The sequence below is a fragment of the Vibrio gazogenes genome, from assembly GCF_002196515.1.
In the GTDB taxonomy this organism is placed as follows: Bacteria; Pseudomonadota; Gammaproteobacteria; order Enterobacterales; family Vibrionaceae; genus Vibrio; species Vibrio gazogenes_A.
The window spans coordinates 343,072-361,276 of the sequence record NZ_CP018835.1 but is presented as its reverse complement, the minus strand read 5'-3'; the positions used below and the strand labels follow the sequence as shown (position 1 = coordinate 361,276).

Below are 18,205 nucleotides of genomic sequence, written 5' to 3'. Positions count from 1 at the left end.
CAAACAATACACCCATGATGCACCGGATGTGATTCAGTCTATGATCTGTCCGGTGGTGCGGTGTTCTGCTGAGAGTTACAGGGGCGGGGGCAGCTCACCGGTATAGAACGAATATTGATTTGAATCATCTTATTGATAGAAAAAGCAAATAGTTAGAATGAGTTATCTATAATTAAAGAAATACAACCTGACTCACCTTGAGGTATTGATGAAACATCTCAGTTTACTTGCTCGTTTTAGTGCCGCAGGCTTTATATCGATTCTCTTGGTCTGCTTTTTATTTATCTGGGGCGCGGTGCGTTTAGCTCAGCAGTTATCGGATGACTTTATTTTTACAAAGATGGCCGGGCTGGAACAACAGGTACAGTTCCAAATCGATTCGATCCTGTCCAAAAGTCAGTTAGCGGTAGATACGATTGCCGCTTTGCCTGACGTCCAAAAAGCCGTCGCACAGCATGATAAGAATAAATTGAGTGAGCTATTTGATGCGCAATGGCCACAGATCCGGGCATCGGGGGTCAGCCAGTTTCAATTCCACATTCCGCCAGCCTACTCACTCTATCGGGTTCATAAACCGGGGAAAAGTGGTGATGACTTATCGTCTTTTCGCCATACGGTGGTTGATGTCAATACTTCGCATCGGCCTATCTCCGGAATTGAAGCGGGTGTTGCAGGGCTTGGTTTGCGTTATGTTGCCCCGATCCGTTTTGAAGGGAAACCTGTCGGTAGTGTCGAATTCGGGATGACACTAAACCGGGAGACCTTCGCGAATTTGCTCAGAGATAAACTGACGGATGTCGCGATTCGCGTTCAGAAAAATGATGGATTGAAGGATGTAGTCACTCCCCGGACAGGCGGTGTGTCGGTTTTGACACCGGAGCAATATCAGCAGGTTATTTCCGGTCAGACGATGGATATCCGTTCAGAGCAGCAAGGTCATGAAACAGCCATCAGAGTTTTCCCGCTGCAAGACTATTCCGGAAAAGCTATCGGGGTGGTTGAAGTCAGCTATCGTATCTCCCAGTTGCAAGCGATGATTTGGTCTGATATCAGCATGATGATGATATTCGGGCTGCTCAGTGCGTTCGTCGTCGCCGCTGGATTGATATGGATGACCCGCTACTCAATCCGTCCGATGAAGGACATCATTGATGCCATCGAAAAAATGGTTGAAGGACAACAAGGCTTAGATGCCAGACTGGAAGACGGTGGCCCTCGGGAGATCGCAAGCCTGACCCGGGTTTTCAATCGTTTTTGCGATAAATTGCAGGCGACTTTTTACCAAATGTCAGATGCGATCAATCATATGGTCGTCCAGTCCGATCATTTATCGAACGAATCGGTGATGACCGACAAAGGGATGAAGGAACAAAAAGATCAGCTGACCTATGTGTCAACAGCGATGACGGAAATGACGGCAACGGTACATGATGTTACCCAGAATATTGTGCAGGCTGCCGACAGTACATCACAGGCAAATGATCAATCTCAGGTCAGTAAAGCCGTGCTGCAAAAAGCTATCAATCAGATGCTGCAACTGGACGAATCTATCCATCAGATCGGGGATCTGAGTTCTCAGGTCCATGAAGCCAGTACTTCAATCGCATCGATTCTCGAAGTCATACAAAATATTTCTGAACAGACGAATTTATTGGCTCTGAATGCAGCAATTGAGGCCGCCCGTGCGGGAGAGCAGGGAAGGGGGTTTGCTGTGGTTGCCGGTGAAGTGAGAAATCTGGCACAGAAAACGCAGGCATCAACGGAGGAGATCCGCCAGAAAATTACGATTCTGGAAAACAGTGTGAATGCTACGATTGTGGTGATTCAGTCCAGTCAAGAACAGGCGCGACAAAGTGTGGATAATGTTCAGGTTGCCGGTGGGGCAATCTCTGAGATGGAACATTCTGTCGGGCAGATTAATGAGATGACGACTCAGATAGCGGCCGCCTCGGAACAACAAGTTCAGGTCTCCGATGAAGTGAATGCGAACATCAGTAAAATTCATGAGTTAGCCGAGACGACTGCCAGCTCCTCACTTCTGACTGCGAAATTATCCGCGGAGATTGCCAATGATGTGGAACAACTGAATAAATACTGTACCAGTTTCGGCGGCGATTCTGATGCGCAGAAATTGAAACAGGCAAAAACATCTCATCTGGCATGGAAAACGGTTATCCGCAGTTATCTGTCCGGATTAACGCAGATGAATCAGCAAGAAATCGTCTCTCATAAAGAGTGTCATTTCGGTCAGTGGTATGACGCGGTCGGTCGGCAGAAATTTAGCGACATTCCGGCTGCGGCGGCAATTGATATGCCGCATAGTGAGATGCACGCAACCATCAAGAAAATTATTCAGGCCAAAGAAAGCGGTGACATGATGGCGGCTGATCGTTTATTTCAGGATATGGAAAAATATTCCGCTGATCTTATCGCACTGCTCGATGAAATTATTCTTCAGGTCGAGCAGCAGGAAACCGCTGAAAAGCAAAAGATTTGTTGAGAATCCAGCACTAGCAGATCTAGGGGCTGTTGACCTTTCGTGATGGTTTTTGCAGCAATTTGTCGTGCATTTAGTCAAGGCAGGTCATGTGAAGTGTAGCGATCTACATGAACCATGACCGCCCCTAGTGCTGTGTGGTTAGCTTGTCTGATTATTTTTAATAAATGATACAGCACTATCGATTGCCTGATCGGCTTCGGGCTGTTGTCCGGCAAACAGGTGCCAAACATGGAACATACCTGGCCATACTTCAATCGATGTACGTACTTTTGCTTCGGCAAGGTTTGTTCCTAACCGTAATGCATCACTCAACATGACTTCGTTTTCACCCAACTGTAATAGGATGGGGGATAACCCCTGTACATTTGCAAAAACAGGTGAAGCATCGGGGTGAGTGGCGAGTTCATCGCCTAAAAATATGCGCCCGAGTTGATTTAAAAATGCAACGTTACAGATCGGATCGACACCATCGCGAGTAACGGCAGACTGACCACTATGAGTCAAATCAGCCCATGGTGAGAAAGCGACCCCTGACGAAGGTAGTGGTAATCCTGCGTCGCGCGCTTTTCTCATAATCGTTACGACCATTGCGCCACCGGCTGAGTCGCCGACAAAACTGATATCTTTAGGGTGATAACCTTGTTTTAGCAGGCTTTGGTAAGTTGCATAGACATCGTCAATAGGCGTCGGGAATGGGTGTTCCGGTGCTTGTCGGTAGTCTGGAATATAGACCTTGGCATTGAGTTTTTGGGCTAAATTCCCACAGAGTGCTTTATAAGCCGCTACGCCACCGTGAACATACCCGCCACCGTGAATGTATAAGATGATGCGCTGTGGCTCTGACAGATTCTGAGGGACACAAACTAACGAATCAACGGTTCCCATGCGTTCTGTCTGATAGTCTACGTCTTCAAGGGCGGGGAATAATGCTTCCAGACCAGACATATACAGCTCACGCGTTTCTTGCCAAGATACTTCAGATTTATCTAATACTTTATCGACAACCGGGCCTGCGGCTGCAATCCAGCCATTTAATGTCTCTTGTGCTTTTTGGGACAACATGTAGAAATCTCCTCTCTGTTTGCTCTACAATCGGTACTATAATTGATTTATTAACGAAAAATATTCCCTTATGAGTGATAGAAGATTCCCAAATAAAGCCCCCTACGGAACATCTTTGGATTTAATGGCGATTCGTATTTTTGTGGCTATAGCAGAAACAGGGAGTTTTGTTGCAGCAGGAAAAAGCATCGGCCTGACTCGCTCGGCCGCAGGAAAAGCGCTCGCCCGATTAGAAGGTTATTTAGAAACTCGGCTGTTTCACCGCACCACGCGTCAAGTGACACTGACTGCGGAAGGACAAGCGTTTTACGAACGATGTTTACAGATACTGAAAAGCATAGAGGAGGCTGAATCCAGTCTGCGTCAGCAGCCAACTAAACTGAACGGTGTGCTAAGAATGACCGTATCGGAAGGGTATGGTAAAACGGTCATACTCCCATTTATTCATCAGTTTCAACAACAATTCCCTGAACTTTCTTTTGATATCAGCTTTACTGACCGCATTGTTGATTTAGTCGAAGAGGGGATTGATGTCGCGATCCGAGTTGGTGAGTCGTATACCAGTACACAATATATTACTCGTGTGATTGATCGGTCGAGAATCGGTCTATATGCCGCCCCTGACTATTTGAAGAAAAATAACCCACCAAGAACCATCGCTGATTTAGATAAACATCAGGTCTTGATTTACGGCTCAGGAACAGCGCCGGCTTACTTTCAATTAAAAACCGAGGATCATCGATGGGTGAAAGTTCAAGGCCAGTCATTTATGAAATTTGATAGTGGTGATGCGATTCGTGTTGCTTGTTGTACCGGCATGGGAATCAGTCTGTTACCTGAGTTTTTAGTCAAAAATGATGTGAAGGCAGGGCTGCTTATTCCGCTGAGTATGGATGATCAACACGAAGATAGTGTCTCCATTCATTCAATTTATCCAGATCGTCAATTTCTTCCGAATCGTGTGCGTGTATTCCTTGATACCTTGATCGCGTATCTGGGTTGATACGACGCCTGAGAAAAAGCAGTGATTGAAGCAGATTATCCTTGATCGTGTCGCGATACGTTGAAAACGAGCCGCGATTGCGGCTCGAAAACTCAATAATGATGCGTTACCAAGCATAATTGAAAGATGCATTAAACGAGCGGCCCGGGTTGTAGTAGTTTGCAGTCCCTGAACCGACCACATACTGCTTATCCGTTACGTTTTGTACATGAAGTGACAACTGGGCCGACTTTGACATGTGATATGCAAATGCTGCATCAAAGAGTGTTGCCGAATCGCTTTTCCCTTTATTCGCGGCATCAAAGTAATACGTACCCACATAGCGTGCCCCTAAACCAATATCCATGGTTTTATTGGGCAGGGTGTAGTAACCCCATACAGAAGCGCTATGATTTGGGACGGTCGCGAATGCATTGCCGTCTAGCACATCACCGCTTCTTGTACTGCCTCGAATCACTTTCGACTTCGTGTAGGAGTATCCACCCGTGACATTGAAACTGTCGGTGACTTCGGCTTTGACTTCCAAATCGAGGCCACGGACACGTGTTTCACCAATGGTTTCGCGTTCAATGGTTCCATCCCCCTGAACAATCGCCATGGTCACATCATTCTTTTCAAGATTGTAAACCGCCGCTGAGAACAGCGCATTCATACTCAGTGGTGCAAACTTCACCCCTGCTTCTAGCTGCTCGCCTCTTTCCGGCTTCACGCCAATACTTGGCGGCGCAACAGACTCGACCTGACTGATATAGGTGGACCATTCTGGTGTCACTTTTACGGTAAACGCACCGCGCAGCGATGTCTCAGAGAATTCACCACTTGAATCGCGGTTACTGATATCACGGCTGGTTAAATCCATATAGTCATGACGTGCACCCAATGTCAGGATGTATCGGTCATCCCATGATAAGTTCTGCTGAATGAATACCGATTTTGTCGTCTCATCCTGATCATTTTTGCTGTAAGGCGCACCGATTGTCGGCATGCCAGAATATGATGGGCTGTCGATATTAATGCTGCTTGTCGTTCCATAAACGGATGCATCTTGAGTCGACGCATCACGGTATTCCAAACCAATTAAGGTGCTGCTATCAATATGTTCAAAACTCGCATCGTATTGCAGAATCGTATTGCCAATCAGCTGCTTAGAATGCGTATCGGTTCCGAAATAGTAACGAGCGATATCACTGCCTGTTCTTCCTTCGTAGTCATACAGATAGACATAGCCGAAATCGTCTTCGAGTTTGCTATAGCGCAAGTTACCGCTGAATGAGATGCCGTTGTCAAAATAATGTGTGATTTGCGCTGTAATGTTCGTCCGTTCAACATCGTGTTTGTTGTAATCGGGCTCACCATAAAATTCACTGCGGCTGTATTCTCTGTCCAAGGGGTAACCACCACTGTTCGGCGTGGTGTCCCGGTCAAGATAGTCAACGATAAGCGTGGCTGTCGTTTGTACTGATGGCTGCCATGTTATCCCGCCCATGAAGAACTGAGCGTTATCTTTTGAATGATCGTATTCAAGATCGCCGTCTTTTACTTTCGTGGTAAAGCGATAGGCGAGTGTTTCCGACTCATTCAGGGTATCCCCAAAATCCAAGCCAATTTCTTTATGATCAAAGGAGCCGTAGGAAACATAGCTGCTGCCGAAGCGTTTAAATTTCGGCTTTTTACTGACAAAGTTCACGGAGCCGCCCGGATCAGCAGGACCAAACAGGGTCGAGTTTGCCCCGCGAATGACTTCAACACGTTCATAAGCATAAGGGTCTTCGCGCACGCCACGCATTGAGCCGAGTGTCATGCCGTCACGATACGTGGTTGCCTGATAACCACGTATCATAAAGTAGTCATTGCGGTCATCGGAGCCGTAGTAATCTGTCACCAACCCCGGGGAATACTGCAAAATTTCTTCAGTTGTCGCTGCGTTACGCTGGTTGATCTCTTTTTCGGTGATAACAGAAAGCAATGCCGGGGTATCTTGAATATTGGTTGCCACTTTACCGCCAACCCATAATTCTTCCGCGACTGTGGTATCGGCATCCTCTGCGATGGGCTGCCCATACACCGTAATGGTGTTTACACGGTAAGCCTGGTCTTCTTGAGCGTGATCTTCTTTTTTAACACGATCATCTTTCACTTCTGTATCAACAGACGCATAAACAGCGCCTGAATAAGAAAGAACAGGAACGAAACAGAGGAGTAGGTGCATTGCACGCCAATGCGCCTTACCACTTCTAATATTTGCCATTTTTAATAATCCTATACTGCTAGTTTTTATTGTTATTTAATACTATTGATAATACAAATGATAATGCTTACTATTTGTGATAAATTAAATTGATATATAGTTATCAACCGATGCCGAGAGAGAAACAACCTCATGGAGCTACGCCACCTCAAATACTTTTTAGCGGTCGCTGAAACACAAAACATTCGTCTAGCTGCCCAAAAAGTGCACGTTACTCAACCGGCCATATCAAGAAAAATCAAAGAATTAGAAACAGAGTTGGGCGTTCTATTATTTGACCGCCAGCCGAAAGGATTACGTCTGAATCGGGCAGGAAAGGCTTATCAAAAACAGTTAGGCGCAATCATCAGACAAATTGACGACGCCAACGAGCATGTGCGTCAGTTTACCCATACGCATGGCTCTCTTGCTTTGGGGGCTCATGACTTCGTGCTGTGGGAGGGCGAGATGAATCAGTGCGTGAGCCAGTTTTGCCATGATAACCATGACGTTGAACTTGAGGTGTATTCAGATACGCCAATCGTGCTGCTGAAACGATTAGAGCTTGATCAGATTGACGGGGCTTTTTTGTATCACTTTTCTGAGTTGTCTTCAGAATACGTGGTACAACCTATCGCTCAGGACAAGTTGGTGCTGGCTTATCCTGCGAGCTGGGGGAGAACCATCTCACCATCAACGACAGTTGAAGCGCTCAACCTATTGCCAGCGGTTCGCTTGCCAAGAAGTGTGGATCCTTACTACTTCGATTGGCAAGAAGCGCTGTTTCACGAGATCGGCTGGACACCAGCAGTCACTCAATGGGCACACGGAGAAAGCACTATGCTTGGTTTGGTCGCAGCCGGTAATGGTGTCGCCATTGTCAATGAGCGCCACTTTACCCGGCCTTCGAATATGATCGGTTATACGTCGCTGGATGTTGTACCGCATACGTCACCGCTAAGTTTTGTCTATAAAAACACGTCGGATAATCCTGCACTGATGGCATTTTTGCAGTGCCTTTCCAACTAAAGGTGCCTTTCAGGTTGCGCTGGTGGACGGTGGACGTTGTTCTGCTACGGTGGCTATTTCAGTTTGTGTCGGCCGATCGGAATCATCATCGGAATATTCGACACCGGATCAATCATGATATGGTTGTTCAAACCAAATACTGCTTGAATGGTCTCATTCGTCAGCACTTTTTTGGGCTCACCATGTGCGTGAACCTGCCCGTTGATCATTGCAAGCAGATGGTCTGAATAGCGGGCAGCTAAGTTGAGATCATGCAAAACCATTACGATGGTAATGCCACGTTGCAGGTTCAGATCCACCAGTAAATCCAACACTTCGATTTGATGCGTCACATCTAAAAACGTCGTCGGTTCATCGAGCAGCAAAATATCTGTCTCCTGAGCCAGCGCCATGGCAATCCAAACGCGTTGACGCTGTCCGCCGGAGAGCGCATCAACGTCTCTGTCAATCAGGTCTGTTAGCTTGGTGACTTCCAGCGCATTCGCGATCGCGACATCATCTTGCTTGCGCCAGCGTGACATGATCCCATGATGCGGATGACGCCCACGGCTGACGAGATCACCAACCGTAATACCTTCAGGGGCGATCGGAGATTGAGGCAGCAACCCCAATGTTCGCGCTAATGTTCTTGTCGGGCTTTGATGGACCGATTTTCCATCAAGCAGCACTTGCCCTTGAGACGGGGCCAGTAAACGAGACAGGGTTTTTAACAGTGTTGACTTGCCACAGGCATTCGCCCCGACAATCGAGGTAATTTTTCCCGGTGCTATCTTGAGCGAGAGATCTTTAACGATCGTTTTTTCGCCATAACCGGCAGACAACTGCGTTACCACAAGTTCATGCGCTTTTGTCATAAAGACCCCCCGTTACGATTCACGCGAATAATGAGATAAATGAGGTAGGGGGCTCCTAAAGCGCCCGTTATCACACCGACCGGATAGCGGCTTGGAAGAAGAAACTGCCCAATGTAATCGCCCGCCAACACTAATACCGCCCCGACTAGTGCAGCCGGAATGAATCGTGTGCCGTTAGAGCCGACAATGCGCGCAGCGATTGGCCCGGAGAGAAATGCCACAAAAGCGATAGGACCTGTCACGGCGGTAGCAACCGCAATTAAACCGACAGCACATACCATAACGATGATGCGGGTGACGGTGATATTGACACCCAGAGCCGCTGCGGTGTCATCGCCCAGCCGTAATGCCTCTAAGGATTTTGTCTGGCTCAGGAGCAGACCGCCAAAAATAACCAATGACATCAACAGTGGCATACTTTGATCAATCTGTACGGAATTGACGCTGCCCGTTAACCAACGCATCGCTTCTTGCAGATCCCAAGATGAGGCTTGCGACAGAAGATAGGCGATATAACTTTCAATCATTGCGGAAACACCAATCCCGACCAGAATCAGCCGCGTCCCGGCGACACCATTTTTATAAGAGAGACCATAGACGGCCAGTGCAACAGCCAAACCGGCCAAAATTGAAAAAATAGCAACAGCAGAACCATTCATATCCAGCACAATGATGGCAAATACTGCTGCCGCACTGGCTCCGGAACTCACCCCGACGATATCAGGGCTGGCTAAAGGGTTACGTAGCATGGTTTGAAATGTGACACCGGCTAAGCCAAAACTCATGCCGACCAATAGCGATATCATCGCTCTGGGGAATCGCAAATACCCGACGGTGAAACTCGCGCCGGGGATCGTTTCACCTTGTAACACGCTCCAGACGACTGACGGAGACGTATACGATTGACCCAAGACCAGCGTTAAGCACCAAGCTGCTGCCGCTAAAATCAATAAGCTCATGGTGATCAAAGACCAGCGTCGCATGCGTTGCTGACGGGTCGTTCTCACTCGTTGTAAAAGAAGCAATTCAGCGGACATCACAATTCCCTAACACGCTGACGGCGCACAATCCAGATGAAAAATGGCGCACCAATAAATGCAGTGACCACGCCTACAGATAACTCGCTGGGGCGGGAAATAATGCGTCCCATAATATCGGCAAGCAGGAGCAAACTGGCACCGCCCACCGCAGAGAAAGGTAATAGCCAGCGGTGATCCACCCCTACGAACAGGCGGCAACAATGCGGCACGACCAACCCGACGAAGCCGATAGGCCCGCAAATTGCGGTGGTCGCGCCACAGAGCAGAACCGCACCCAGTCCGGCGACACTTCGAGCCAAAACTACGTTTTCACCCAAACCAGCGGCGAGCTCGTCTCCAAGCGCTAAACTGTTTAATTTTCTTGCACTGAATGCCGTGATGACTAACCCGACAAGTAAGAAAGGCCAAACGAGACGCATGGTTTCGAATGTCGCCCCCCCGACACCGCCGATCTGCCAGGATCTGGCTCCGCCTGCGATGTCATTGCGTGGCAATACCACTGCGATGGTGAAACACGATAAAGCGGCTGATGTTGCCGCACCTGCTAATGCTAACTTCAGTGGTGTTGCGCCACCTCGTCCCATTGAGCCGATGGTATAAACAAATGCGGCGGTGAGAGCCGCACCTAAAATGGCCATCCAGACATAAGTCTGGATCTGATTCATGCCCAACCAAGCTAGTCCCACGACCACGAAAAAAGCCGCGCCAATGTTTACACCGAGAATGCCGGGGTCGGCAAGGGGATTGCGAGTGATACCCTGCATGACCGTACCTGACAAGCCTAAAGCGGCACCCGCAATGACCGCTAAGACGGTACGCGGAATGCGCATTGCTACTGCGGCTTCTCCCACCGTATTGAGGTTTCCTTGCAGTGCGCTGATGATTTCTTCCCATGTGACTTCTCTTGTCCCCAAGGCGACAGAGAGCAGACACACAAGCAACAAAACGATCACGAAAGCCACGAGCATCACCGAGCGCGACATCACAAAACTTCCCACAGTGAACGGATTGTTTTTTGTAACCGGGGAACTCATTGGGTTTTGCGTGCGGCTGTGGCCAACGCCTCTAGGTAATCATCCAAGACCCATGAGATAGATAACGGTGTTGGATTGGCAGCGGTGGCTAACGGCCCATTGCCCAGCATGACAATTGAACCGTGCTTAATCGCATTCATTTTTGACATCAATGGGTTATCGGACAGTGGTTTTAACAGTGCTTCACCACCGTACGTGACGAAGATATCGACATCATTAAATGCATCGATTTGTTCAATACTGGCTTCGCCGGAAAACTGCCCGGAACGACTCAAATTACGAATGCTTTGCGGTGAGACGAGGGTTAAGTCATTGAAAAATTTCACTCGTGTGTCGTTCGCGGTGTAAAAGTGCACCACACTCAAATCGGTCGGGTCTAAATGGGTAATAAACATGGCCGATTTTCCCTTCAGTTCTGGATACTTCGCTGTTCGCGATGCGATGTCTCGCTCAATACTTGCAATGAGCGCTTCACCTTCTTTCGCCATTCCCAGCCCCAGACTGTTGATGCGGATCATACTCCGCCAGTCAGTCGACCAAGGTGCATTCGGGTACGCCACCACCGGTGCAATCATGCTGAGGGTTTCGTAATCAGAGCGGCTTAAACCAGAATACGCAGCAAGAATGACATCTGGTTGTGTTGCAGCAACGGCTTCGAAATCGATCCCATCCCCTTCATCGAACAGTGTCGGTGTTGGTGCACCAAGTGCATCGAGTCGCGCTTTGACCCAAGGCAGAACGCCGTCTCCGTCATCGTCGCCAAATGTCGCGGCAGCAAAGCCAACCGGTACGATACCAAGCGCCAGCGGCACTTCATGGTTCGCCCATGCGACCGTCGCAACCCTCACCGGTTTTTTCTGAATGAGGGTCGTGCCAAAGGCATGCTGAATTTTGATGGGATAGGTCACGCTATCGTCTGCCCAACTCAACGTAGTCGCGAAAGAAACAAGAAAAACGGTAAAAACGGCTTTGAGATTTAACATTCGATTGGCTTCGGTTTATGGCTGCAAATATCTAAGAGTGCATCTCGTCGAGATGGTATTTGACTCTGTCCTATGAGTTAGAACATGATAATGCAAACCAATTTCAAATGAAACTAAGTATCATTTACAAATAGTTTATAACCGATAACAAAAGAGAATGCCTCAAATGACGCAAATCACCACATTGGAACAATTAAGAGAGCTTTATCACACGCCGCATCCACTCGCCGTTGCCAAAGAGATCCAACACATTGATCCGCACTCCCGTACATTCATTGAAAACAGCAGACTGTTTTTTCTCGCGTCAACCAATCAAGATGGTTTGTTAGATATTTCTCCCCGCGGTGGCGAAGCTGGGTTTGTCAAAGTCTTGGACGACAAAACGCTGGCTTTTCCGGACAGTCCCGGTAACAACCGATTAGATACCTTAACCAATCTCATCACCAATCCCAAAGTCGGGTTACTGTTCATGGTTGCTAACATCGAAGATGTGGTGAGAGTCAAAGGGACGGCATCCATCCATGTTGATGATGACATCAGGGCGTTGTGTCTTGATGGGAAAACAAGGCCGAAGCTGGTTGTCAAAGTGACGGTTGACGCACTGTTCTTTCATTGTCCCAAAGCGCTTATGAAATCCAAAATCTGGTGTAGTGAATCGCATATCAACCGTGAGTTTTTGCCGTCTCTGGTGACGATTATTCAGGATCAGCAAGTCGAAAAAGAGCAGCGAGGCGGCGATTAAGCAACGAATTTATGGGCTTCAATCAGTCATCACATGACATCATGTCATGAATATAAATATTTAATGATGCTCTAATATGAATTTTATTCATGTTTATGATGAGAGATTCTCAATATAATTTCCTGAATACTGTGGTTAAATACCTGCATGGATGTTTAGCGGTATAGAAGTCTAAAATGGCAAATATTACAATTTTGGATGGTGGGATGGGGCGTGAGCTGAAACGTATCGGTGCACCTTTTTCCCAACCACTTTGGAGTGCGCAGGCGCTGATAGAATCGCCAAAGCATGTGAAGCAGGCTCACCAAGGTTTTATCGAGGCCGGCGCACAGATTATCACTGTCAATAGCTATGCTTGTGTACCTTTCCATTTAGGTGCAGAACGCTTTACCGAGCAAGGGGCTGAACTTGCCGAAAAAGCGGCTCGGATTGCGCAAGAGGTCGTTTCTGAATCCCAGCAAGAGGTTTTGGTCGCAGGATCGATCCCGCCAGCGTTTGGTTCATATCGTCCAGACCTGTTTGAAGCTGCAAGCGCTTATGAGATCAGTTCGACGCTATTTAATGCTCAAGACCAGTATGTTGATATCTGGCTGGCTGAAACAGTGGCGAGCCTTGCGGAAGCGGCAGTGATCTCAAAGGTTTTGGCTCACACGGATAAACCGGTTTATTTCTCTTTTACCCTGATGGATGAGGTGGGTCAGCCATCCCGCCTTCGCTCAGGTGAATTGGTCAGCGATGCTGTTGAAGCCTTATTCGCAACCAATGCCGCGGGGATCTTTTTTAACTGTTCGGTCCCTGAGGTTGTTGAGCAAGCGATTTTGGATGTCAATCAAGAGCTGGAACGCTCAGGCAAGATGCTGACCATTGGTGTATTCGCGAATAGTTTTACGCCGATCAAGTCAGGGCACCAAGCCAATGACACCATCCAGACAATGCGCAATGTTTCACCACAAGAGTATCTTGAGTTTGCTCAGAAGTGGCACCAGCTAGGCGCGAGTATCATTGGTGGATGCTGTGGGATTGAACCAAGTCATATTAAAGCGCTAGCGACATGGAGAGACAGCGTTGAATAATCTCAACTTTGGACTCACGATTCCGGCTATCATGCTGGTATTACTTCTGCTGGTTGTCTCTTCCTTATATCCAGATTTGTCTCAGGCGATGGCCGGTGATGCCATGACTTTTGTGACAAATTGGTTCGGCTGGTTAGCGCAACTGGCTAGTTTAGCATTAGTGTTTTTTCTGTTCTGGCTCGCATTTTCTAAATACGGAGCGATTCGTTTAGGGGACGAGAAGCCTGAGTATTCAAACTTCTCTTATGGCGGCATGATCTTTACTGCGGGTGTTGGGGCTTCTCTGATATATTGGGGAATTGGCGAACCAATGTATAACCTGCAATCTCCACCGTTGTTCGCCGATGCCAATAGTTACACCGCAGCCGCATGGTCGGTCACCTATTCAATGTTTCATTGGGGCATTACCGGTTGGGCGATTTACTGTTTTCCGGCGATTCCTTTTTCTTACGCCTTTTATGTCCAGAAGAAACGTACATTAAAACTCTCAACGTTGTGTGAGCCGGTATTAGGCAAGCATCCGATTGTCGCGAAATGTATCGATCTGGTTGCCATCTTCGGCACTTTAGCTGCTTTTGCCAGTTCATTGGCGCTGACGGTGACACTATTGAGTGAAGGCGTATCTCAACTGTTTGGGATTGACAACAATTTGATGCTTCAGGGCAGCATCATCTTGCTGTTCGTCTTGGTATTGTTTGTGGTCATGCTGGTGGGGTTCAATCGAGGGATCAGCAAGGTTTCTGACTACACTGTCGTGGCGGCCATCTGCTTTGCGCTGTTCGTGTTATTTACGTCAAACGCCCCCTTTATTTTAAATAACGTCACCGATTCTTTCGGGGTGATGTTGGACAGTTATTTCCGGATGTCATTGTGGACCGATCCGGTGCAGCAGAGTGGTTTTCCTCAGAGTTGGACGCAATACTATTGGTTCTGGTACTACGCTTATCTCATCATGATGGGGTTATTCATTACCCGTATCTCAAGAGGTCGTACAATCCGTGAAGTGATTTTGTACACGATATTTATGGGGTCACTGGGATGTGCATTCTTTATCTCTATCTTTGGCGGGTATGCAGTTTGGGCTCAGCTTCTTGGCGGCTATCCGGTGCAAGATTGGATGAGCGAGGGCGGACTTACCTTTGCCGTTGTTTCACTTATTCAAACCCTGCCGGTGAAAAATGTCATTTTAGCCGTGTTCTTAGTGATTCAGTTCTTCTTGATGTTAACCACGATGTCGAGTGCAAGTGTGGCTACGGCCATGTTGACGACGAATCAGTTATCGTTAAGAGGTGACCCGGATAACAAAGTAAAACTCATGTGGGCAGGGGCAATCGCACTGATCAGTTTCAGCGTTTTCTTGTGTGGTGGTGGCATTGATACGATTAAGTCACTGTGTGTTGTCGCAGGACTCCCCATGATGTTTGTTTATGCTATTTTGGTGAAGCAATTACTGATGCAACTTTCAAACGGTCAGGCGCAAGAGGGGCAATCTGAGGAATTAGTCGAATATCAAGAGTTCATGCCTTAATGGTCAAATGAAATATATTCCTTCGCTGACCAATGAGACGCGACATCAATGTTGTCCCGTTGCTTACGAATCGACCACCGCTGACAACGGTGGTCCTTTGCTTTTTGGGAGACTGAAACGTGATTTGATTTCCCTTGTCTTTCAAAAAGAGCCGCGCTTGCGGCTCGAAAAGGAAATAAACGAATGAATAGGGTTATTTCTCTTTCAGGTTATTCAATACGCGATCTGAATACCAATCGACGAAGTTAATTACGCCAAATTCAAAGGTTTGTGAATAAGGTCCCGGTTCATAAGCGAGTGAATTAATGCCGCGTTGGTTTTCTTCACCCAGAATACGGTCTTGATCATTGGTGGCATCCCAAACCTGACGCAACCGCTCCGGATCGTAGTCCTGACCTTCGAGCGCATCTTTGTGGACAAACCATTTGGTGGTCACCAGACTTTCCTGTGCTGAAATCGGCAGAACGCGGAACACGATAAAGTGGTCACTTTGCATGTGGTTCCACGAGTTAGGCAAATGCAGAATACGCAGTGAACCGAGCTGACGGTTTTTAACCCGTCCCAGTAGTTTCTCACAGCCTTGATTGCCATCGATGGTCATCACTTCTGTGCCTTCTTTGAGTGGCATACGGACCAGACGATTACGTGTTCCGAAATTTTTGTGTTCGTGTGGGATCTTCTCTGCATCCCACTCACTGGCCATTCGCTTGTAGTGAGCGAGGAATTCTTCTGAAGCGCGAGGGTCGTTGGTATCATCCCATTCCAGCAGCGTATTCAGTAGCTCAGGGTGGCTGCCGGAACAGTGATAACACTCCCGGTTGTTTTCCAGAACCAGCTTCCAGTTGGCTTTTTCATACATGTTTGATTCAACCGCCAGCTTGGTGTTTTCGACATCATACGGTTCCATGTATGCTTCGAGGGTTGCCAGAAATTCATCAAAGTCAGATTCAGGGGGATTTTCCCCCAGACAGATGAAAATAAAGCCGCCTGCGGTTTTACAGTGCACTGCGTGCAGCTTATGTTTTGACATGTCAAAATCATCACCCATTTCTGTACCGGCAAAGAGTAAGTTGCCCTTGGTGTTGTATGTCCACTGGTGATAAGGACAGACAAGGTTGGCAACTTTTCCCCGATGTTCGAGACAAATGCGTGAACCGCGGTGTCGGCAGGTATTGTGAAACGCATTCACAGAACCGTCGGCATCGCGGACAATCAGAACCGGGTTTTGAGCAATTTCGACAGTAAAATAGTCTCCTTTACTGGGGATCTCACTTGTCATCCCGACAAACAACCACTCTTTTTGGAAAATCTCTTCGACATCAACCCGGAACATCACCGGATCATTATATAAGGGACGTGGTAATGAGTAATTCGGTTTACGTTCACTCAGTAGTTCGGTCATTTTATCGCGGGCTGTATCCAAACTGGCATAGCTAATATTGAGTAAATCATTCTGTGTCATTGCTGCTATCTTCTTTTCTGGGGGTTAGTTTTATACCCGAGCCGGGCTTCCTTGCTGCACACCTCAATCCCCGCCCTTAAAAAAAATAAGGGAATGAGTTAGTGTCTTTGCGTATCGTGCACGTTTACATTATTTGAGAAGAGTCTATACACGACATCGAATGATGCTGTTTGAGACAAAGGGGGAAAAAAATCAAAATAAATGACTGTATTAGACAACAGGACGTCGTTAAGAGATAAATGTATTTTTGCGTATACCTGAACAATACGATCAACCTCCATGGAGGGATATAACTATATAAAACCGTTGCGGAGATGCCGGATATGAATACCCCGAACAACACACCTGCCACTAGCAATTCATTTATTCCCGTTACGACACAAACATGGAGCAACGGTCGTCATGTTGTGAGATGTGTGAAGACGATACAAGAAACGTGGGATACAAAAACATTCTGTTTTATGGCTGATCAGCCAATTATGTTCTTTTTTAAACCGGGTCAATTCGTCACATTAGAACTTGAGATTGCTGGTGAACAGATCTTCCGCTCCTACACAATATCCAGCCCTCCGTCTGTCCCTTATAGCTTTTCCATTACGGTAAAACGTGTTCCCGGCGGGTTGGTGTCAAATTGGTTGCATGACAATATGGACGAAGGGTTTGAGCTGGCAGTGCATGGTCCGGTCGGCAACTTCAATAGTATTGATTTCCCGGCAGAAAAGATTTTGCTGTTATCCGGTGGGGTGGGGATTACGCCGGTGATGTCCATGGCTCGCTGGGCGTATGATACCAACACCGATGTCAACATTGTGTTCGTGCATAGTGCCAGAACGCCTCGTGATGTGATCTTCCACCGGGAACTGGAGTTTATGTCTTCGCGAATTTCTAACTTCAATTTACACCTGATTTGTGAAAGGTTGGAGTCAGGCCAGAACTGGTCAGGATACCGCGGCTTTTTCGATGAAATTAAACTAAAAATGATGGCGCCTGATTTTATGGAGCGCGAAATTTTCTGTTGTGGGCCGACACCATACATGAAGGCTGTGCGTGCGATGTTGGAAAGTGCCGGTTTTGACATGCGCAATTATCATGAAGAAGCCTTTGGCGCGACACCGGATGTCGTTGAAGAGCAGGCTGCTCACGATGCGGAAGTTGCTGCTGAAGAAGCGGAAGCAATTCTCCCAAGTGAAATGATTGAAGTCGCGTTTACAGCCAGTGATAAAACCGTCCAGGTCGCACCGGGAGAAACCGTGCACGCGGCTGCTGCCAAAGTGGGACTGACGATTCCGAAAGCTTGCGGGATGGGGATCTGTGGTACTTGTAAGGTGAAAAAACTCAAAGGTGACGTTGAGATGACGCACAACGGTGGGATTACCGACGAAGATGTTGAAGAAGGATATATCCTGTCATGTTGCAGTGTGCCACAGGGTGATGTTGTGGTTGAATATTAATCACTAGACGCACTCACGCAGCGATACTCTGATTCCATTTGAATCAATCAATCCCCGGACGATGGTCCGGGGATTTTTTATGTCATTTTGCTGCCGTTGAGAGAATCAATGACGGAGGATATTCGTTTGGCAATTTTTAGCATGTGACAATAGCGCTTTTTCGCGTATAATAACTTGTTTGTTTTTATTTTAAGTTATTGATATTTATAGAGTTTGA

At 47.4% G+C, this 18,205-nt stretch carries 14 protein-coding genes; 7 read left to right on the top strand and 7 right to left on the bottom strand.

The features are described 5' to 3' along the window. The first annotated feature begins 208 nt into the window (after positions 1-208). Positions 209-2,500 (top strand): methyl-accepting chemotaxis protein, encoded by a 2,292-nt coding sequence (locus BSQ33_RS01625; RefSeq protein WP_088133089.1) that lies wholly within the window; start codon positions 209-211, stop codon positions 2,498-2,500. Between the two features lie 138 nt (positions 2,501-2,638). On the opposite strand, the gene BSQ33_RS01620 is transcribed toward BSQ33_RS01625, so the two are convergent. Continuing rightward, positions 2,639-3,562 carry an alpha/beta hydrolase gene (locus tag BSQ33_RS01620; protein ID WP_027694373.1) on the bottom strand — a complete coding sequence of 308 codons (924 nt, stop codon included), beginning with the start codon at positions 3,560-3,562 and terminating at the stop codon, positions 2,639-2,641. A 70-nt stretch (positions 3,563-3,632) separates the two neighbouring features. Here BSQ33_RS01620 and BSQ33_RS01615 point away from each other — a divergent pair, with 70 nt between their 5' ends. Then, entirely contained in the window at positions 3,633-4,565 is a 933-nt protein-coding gene (locus BSQ33_RS01615) for a LysR family transcriptional regulator (RefSeq protein ID WP_021021580.1), read from the top strand. A 106-nt stretch (positions 4,566-4,671) separates the two neighbouring features. On the opposite strand, the gene BSQ33_RS01610 is transcribed toward BSQ33_RS01615, so the two are convergent. Beyond that, positions 4,672-6,813: a TonB-dependent siderophore receptor gene (locus BSQ33_RS01610; protein ID WP_232471939.1), complete on the bottom strand. Its 2,142-nt coding sequence runs from the start codon at positions 6,811-6,813 to the stop codon at positions 4,672-4,674. A 132-nt stretch (positions 6,814-6,945) separates the two neighbouring features. Between BSQ33_RS01610 and BSQ33_RS01605 the strand changes: the two genes are divergently transcribed. Then, entirely contained in the window at positions 6,946-7,821 is an 876-nt protein-coding gene (locus BSQ33_RS01605; RefSeq protein ID WP_021021582.1) for a LysR family transcriptional regulator, read from the top strand. A 53-nt stretch (positions 7,822-7,874) separates the two neighbouring features. Here the strand turns inward: BSQ33_RS01605 and BSQ33_RS01600 are convergent, their stop codons facing one another. The 4 genes from BSQ33_RS01600 to BSQ33_RS01585 form a co-directional block, all read right to left on the bottom strand. Beyond that, on the bottom strand, positions 7,875-8,675 hold the full coding sequence (locus BSQ33_RS01600) for an ABC transporter ATP-binding protein (RefSeq protein WP_021021583.1): 801 nt from the start codon (positions 8,673-8,675) through the stop codon (positions 7,875-7,877). After that, on the bottom strand, positions 8,672-9,712 hold the full coding sequence (locus BSQ33_RS01595) for a FecCD family ABC transporter permease (RefSeq protein WP_021021584.1): 1,041 nt from the start codon (positions 9,710-9,712) through the stop codon (positions 8,672-8,674). Before BSQ33_RS01595 ends, BSQ33_RS01600 begins: the two co-directional genes overlap by 4 nt. Then, the gene (locus tag BSQ33_RS01590; protein WP_232471938.1) at positions 9,712-10,677 is read right to left on the bottom strand and encodes a FecCD family ABC transporter permease; all 966 of its coding nucleotides are present in this window, start codon (positions 10,675-10,677) and stop codon (positions 9,712-9,714) included. The genes BSQ33_RS01595 and BSQ33_RS01590 overlap by 1 nt, the downstream gene beginning before the upstream one ends. A 68-nt stretch (positions 10,678-10,745) precedes the next feature. Then, positions 10,746-11,732: an ABC transporter substrate-binding protein gene (locus tag BSQ33_RS01585; RefSeq protein WP_021021586.1), complete on the bottom strand. Its 987-nt coding sequence runs from the start codon at positions 11,730-11,732 to the stop codon at positions 10,746-10,748. Positions 11,733-11,898: 166 nt separating this feature from the next. On the opposite strand from BSQ33_RS01585, the gene BSQ33_RS01580 reads away from it, so the two are divergent. From BSQ33_RS01580 to BSQ33_RS01570, 3 genes are all read left to right on the top strand, one after another. Beyond that, the gene (locus BSQ33_RS01580; RefSeq protein ID WP_088133085.1) at positions 11,899-12,474 is read left to right on the top strand and encodes an MSMEG_1061 family FMN-dependent PPOX-type flavoprotein; all 576 of its coding nucleotides are present in this window, start codon (positions 11,899-11,901) and stop codon (positions 12,472-12,474) included. 176 nt (positions 12,475-12,650) lie between these two features. Beyond that, the gene (locus BSQ33_RS01575; RefSeq protein ID WP_088133083.1) at positions 12,651-13,547 is read left to right on the top strand and encodes a homocysteine S-methyltransferase family protein; all 897 of its coding nucleotides are present in this window, start codon (positions 12,651-12,653) and stop codon (positions 13,545-13,547) included. Further along, positions 13,540-15,075: a BCCT family transporter gene (locus BSQ33_RS01570; protein WP_088133081.1), complete on the top strand. Its 1,536-nt coding sequence runs from the start codon at positions 13,540-13,542 to the stop codon at positions 15,073-15,075. Before BSQ33_RS01575 ends, BSQ33_RS01570 begins: the two co-directional genes overlap by 8 nt. Positions 15,076-15,268: 193 nt before the next feature. On the opposite strand, the gene BSQ33_RS01560 is transcribed toward BSQ33_RS01570, so the two are convergent. Then, positions 15,269-16,537 carry an aromatic ring-hydroxylating oxygenase subunit alpha gene (locus BSQ33_RS01560; RefSeq protein ID WP_088133077.1) on the bottom strand — a complete coding sequence of 423 codons (1,269 nt, stop codon included), beginning with the start codon at positions 16,535-16,537 and terminating at the stop codon, positions 15,269-15,271. 416 nt (positions 16,538-16,953) lie between these two features. Here BSQ33_RS01560 and BSQ33_RS01555 point away from each other — a divergent pair, with 416 nt between their 5' ends. Next, positions 16,954-17,988 carry an FAD-binding oxidoreductase gene (locus tag BSQ33_RS01555; protein ID WP_420070616.1) on the top strand — a complete coding sequence of 345 codons (1,035 nt, stop codon included), beginning with the start codon at positions 16,954-16,956 and terminating at the stop codon, positions 17,986-17,988. Positions 17,989-18,205: the final 217 nt, after the last annotated feature.

What these genes read in the sequence shown, in the direction of transcription:
- BSQ33_RS01600 (WP_021021583.1), bottom strand. Translation starts at nt 8,675, where the DNA reads ATGACAAAAGCGCATGAACTTGTGGTAACGCAGTTGTCTGCCGGTTAT.
- BSQ33_RS01615 (WP_021021580.1), top strand. Translation starts at nt 3,633, where the DNA reads ATGAGTGATAGAAGATTCCCAAATAAAGCCCCCTACGGAACATCTTTG.
- BSQ33_RS01585 (WP_021021586.1), bottom strand. Translation starts at nt 11,732, where the DNA reads ATGTTAAATCTCAAAGCCGTTTTTACCGTTTTTCTTGTTTCTTTCGCG.
- BSQ33_RS01620 (WP_027694373.1), bottom strand. Translation starts at nt 3,562, where the DNA reads ATGTTGTCCCAAAAAGCACAAGAGACATTAAATGGCTGGATTGCAGCC.
- BSQ33_RS01625 (WP_088133089.1), top strand. Translation starts at nt 209, where the DNA reads ATGAAACATCTCAGTTTACTTGCTCGTTTTAGTGCCGCAGGCTTTATA.
- BSQ33_RS01610 (WP_232471939.1), bottom strand. Translation starts at nt 6,813, where the DNA reads ATGGCAAATATTAGAAGTGGTAAGGCGCATTGGCGTGCAATGCACCTA.
- BSQ33_RS01580 (WP_088133085.1), top strand. Translation starts at nt 11,899, where the DNA reads ATGACGCAAATCACCACATTGGAACAATTAAGAGAGCTTTATCACACG.
- BSQ33_RS01575 (WP_088133083.1), top strand. Translation starts at nt 12,651, where the DNA reads ATGGCAAATATTACAATTTTGGATGGTGGGATGGGGCGTGAGCTGAAA.
- BSQ33_RS01560 (WP_088133077.1), bottom strand. Translation starts at nt 16,537, where the DNA reads ATGACACAGAATGATTTACTCAATATTAGCTATGCCAGTTTGGATACA.
- BSQ33_RS01595 (WP_021021584.1), bottom strand. Translation starts at nt 9,712, where the DNA reads ATGTCCGCTGAATTGCTTCTTTTACAACGAGTGAGAACGACCCGTCAG.
- BSQ33_RS01605 (WP_021021582.1), top strand. Translation starts at nt 6,946, where the DNA reads ATGGAGCTACGCCACCTCAAATACTTTTTAGCGGTCGCTGAAACACAA.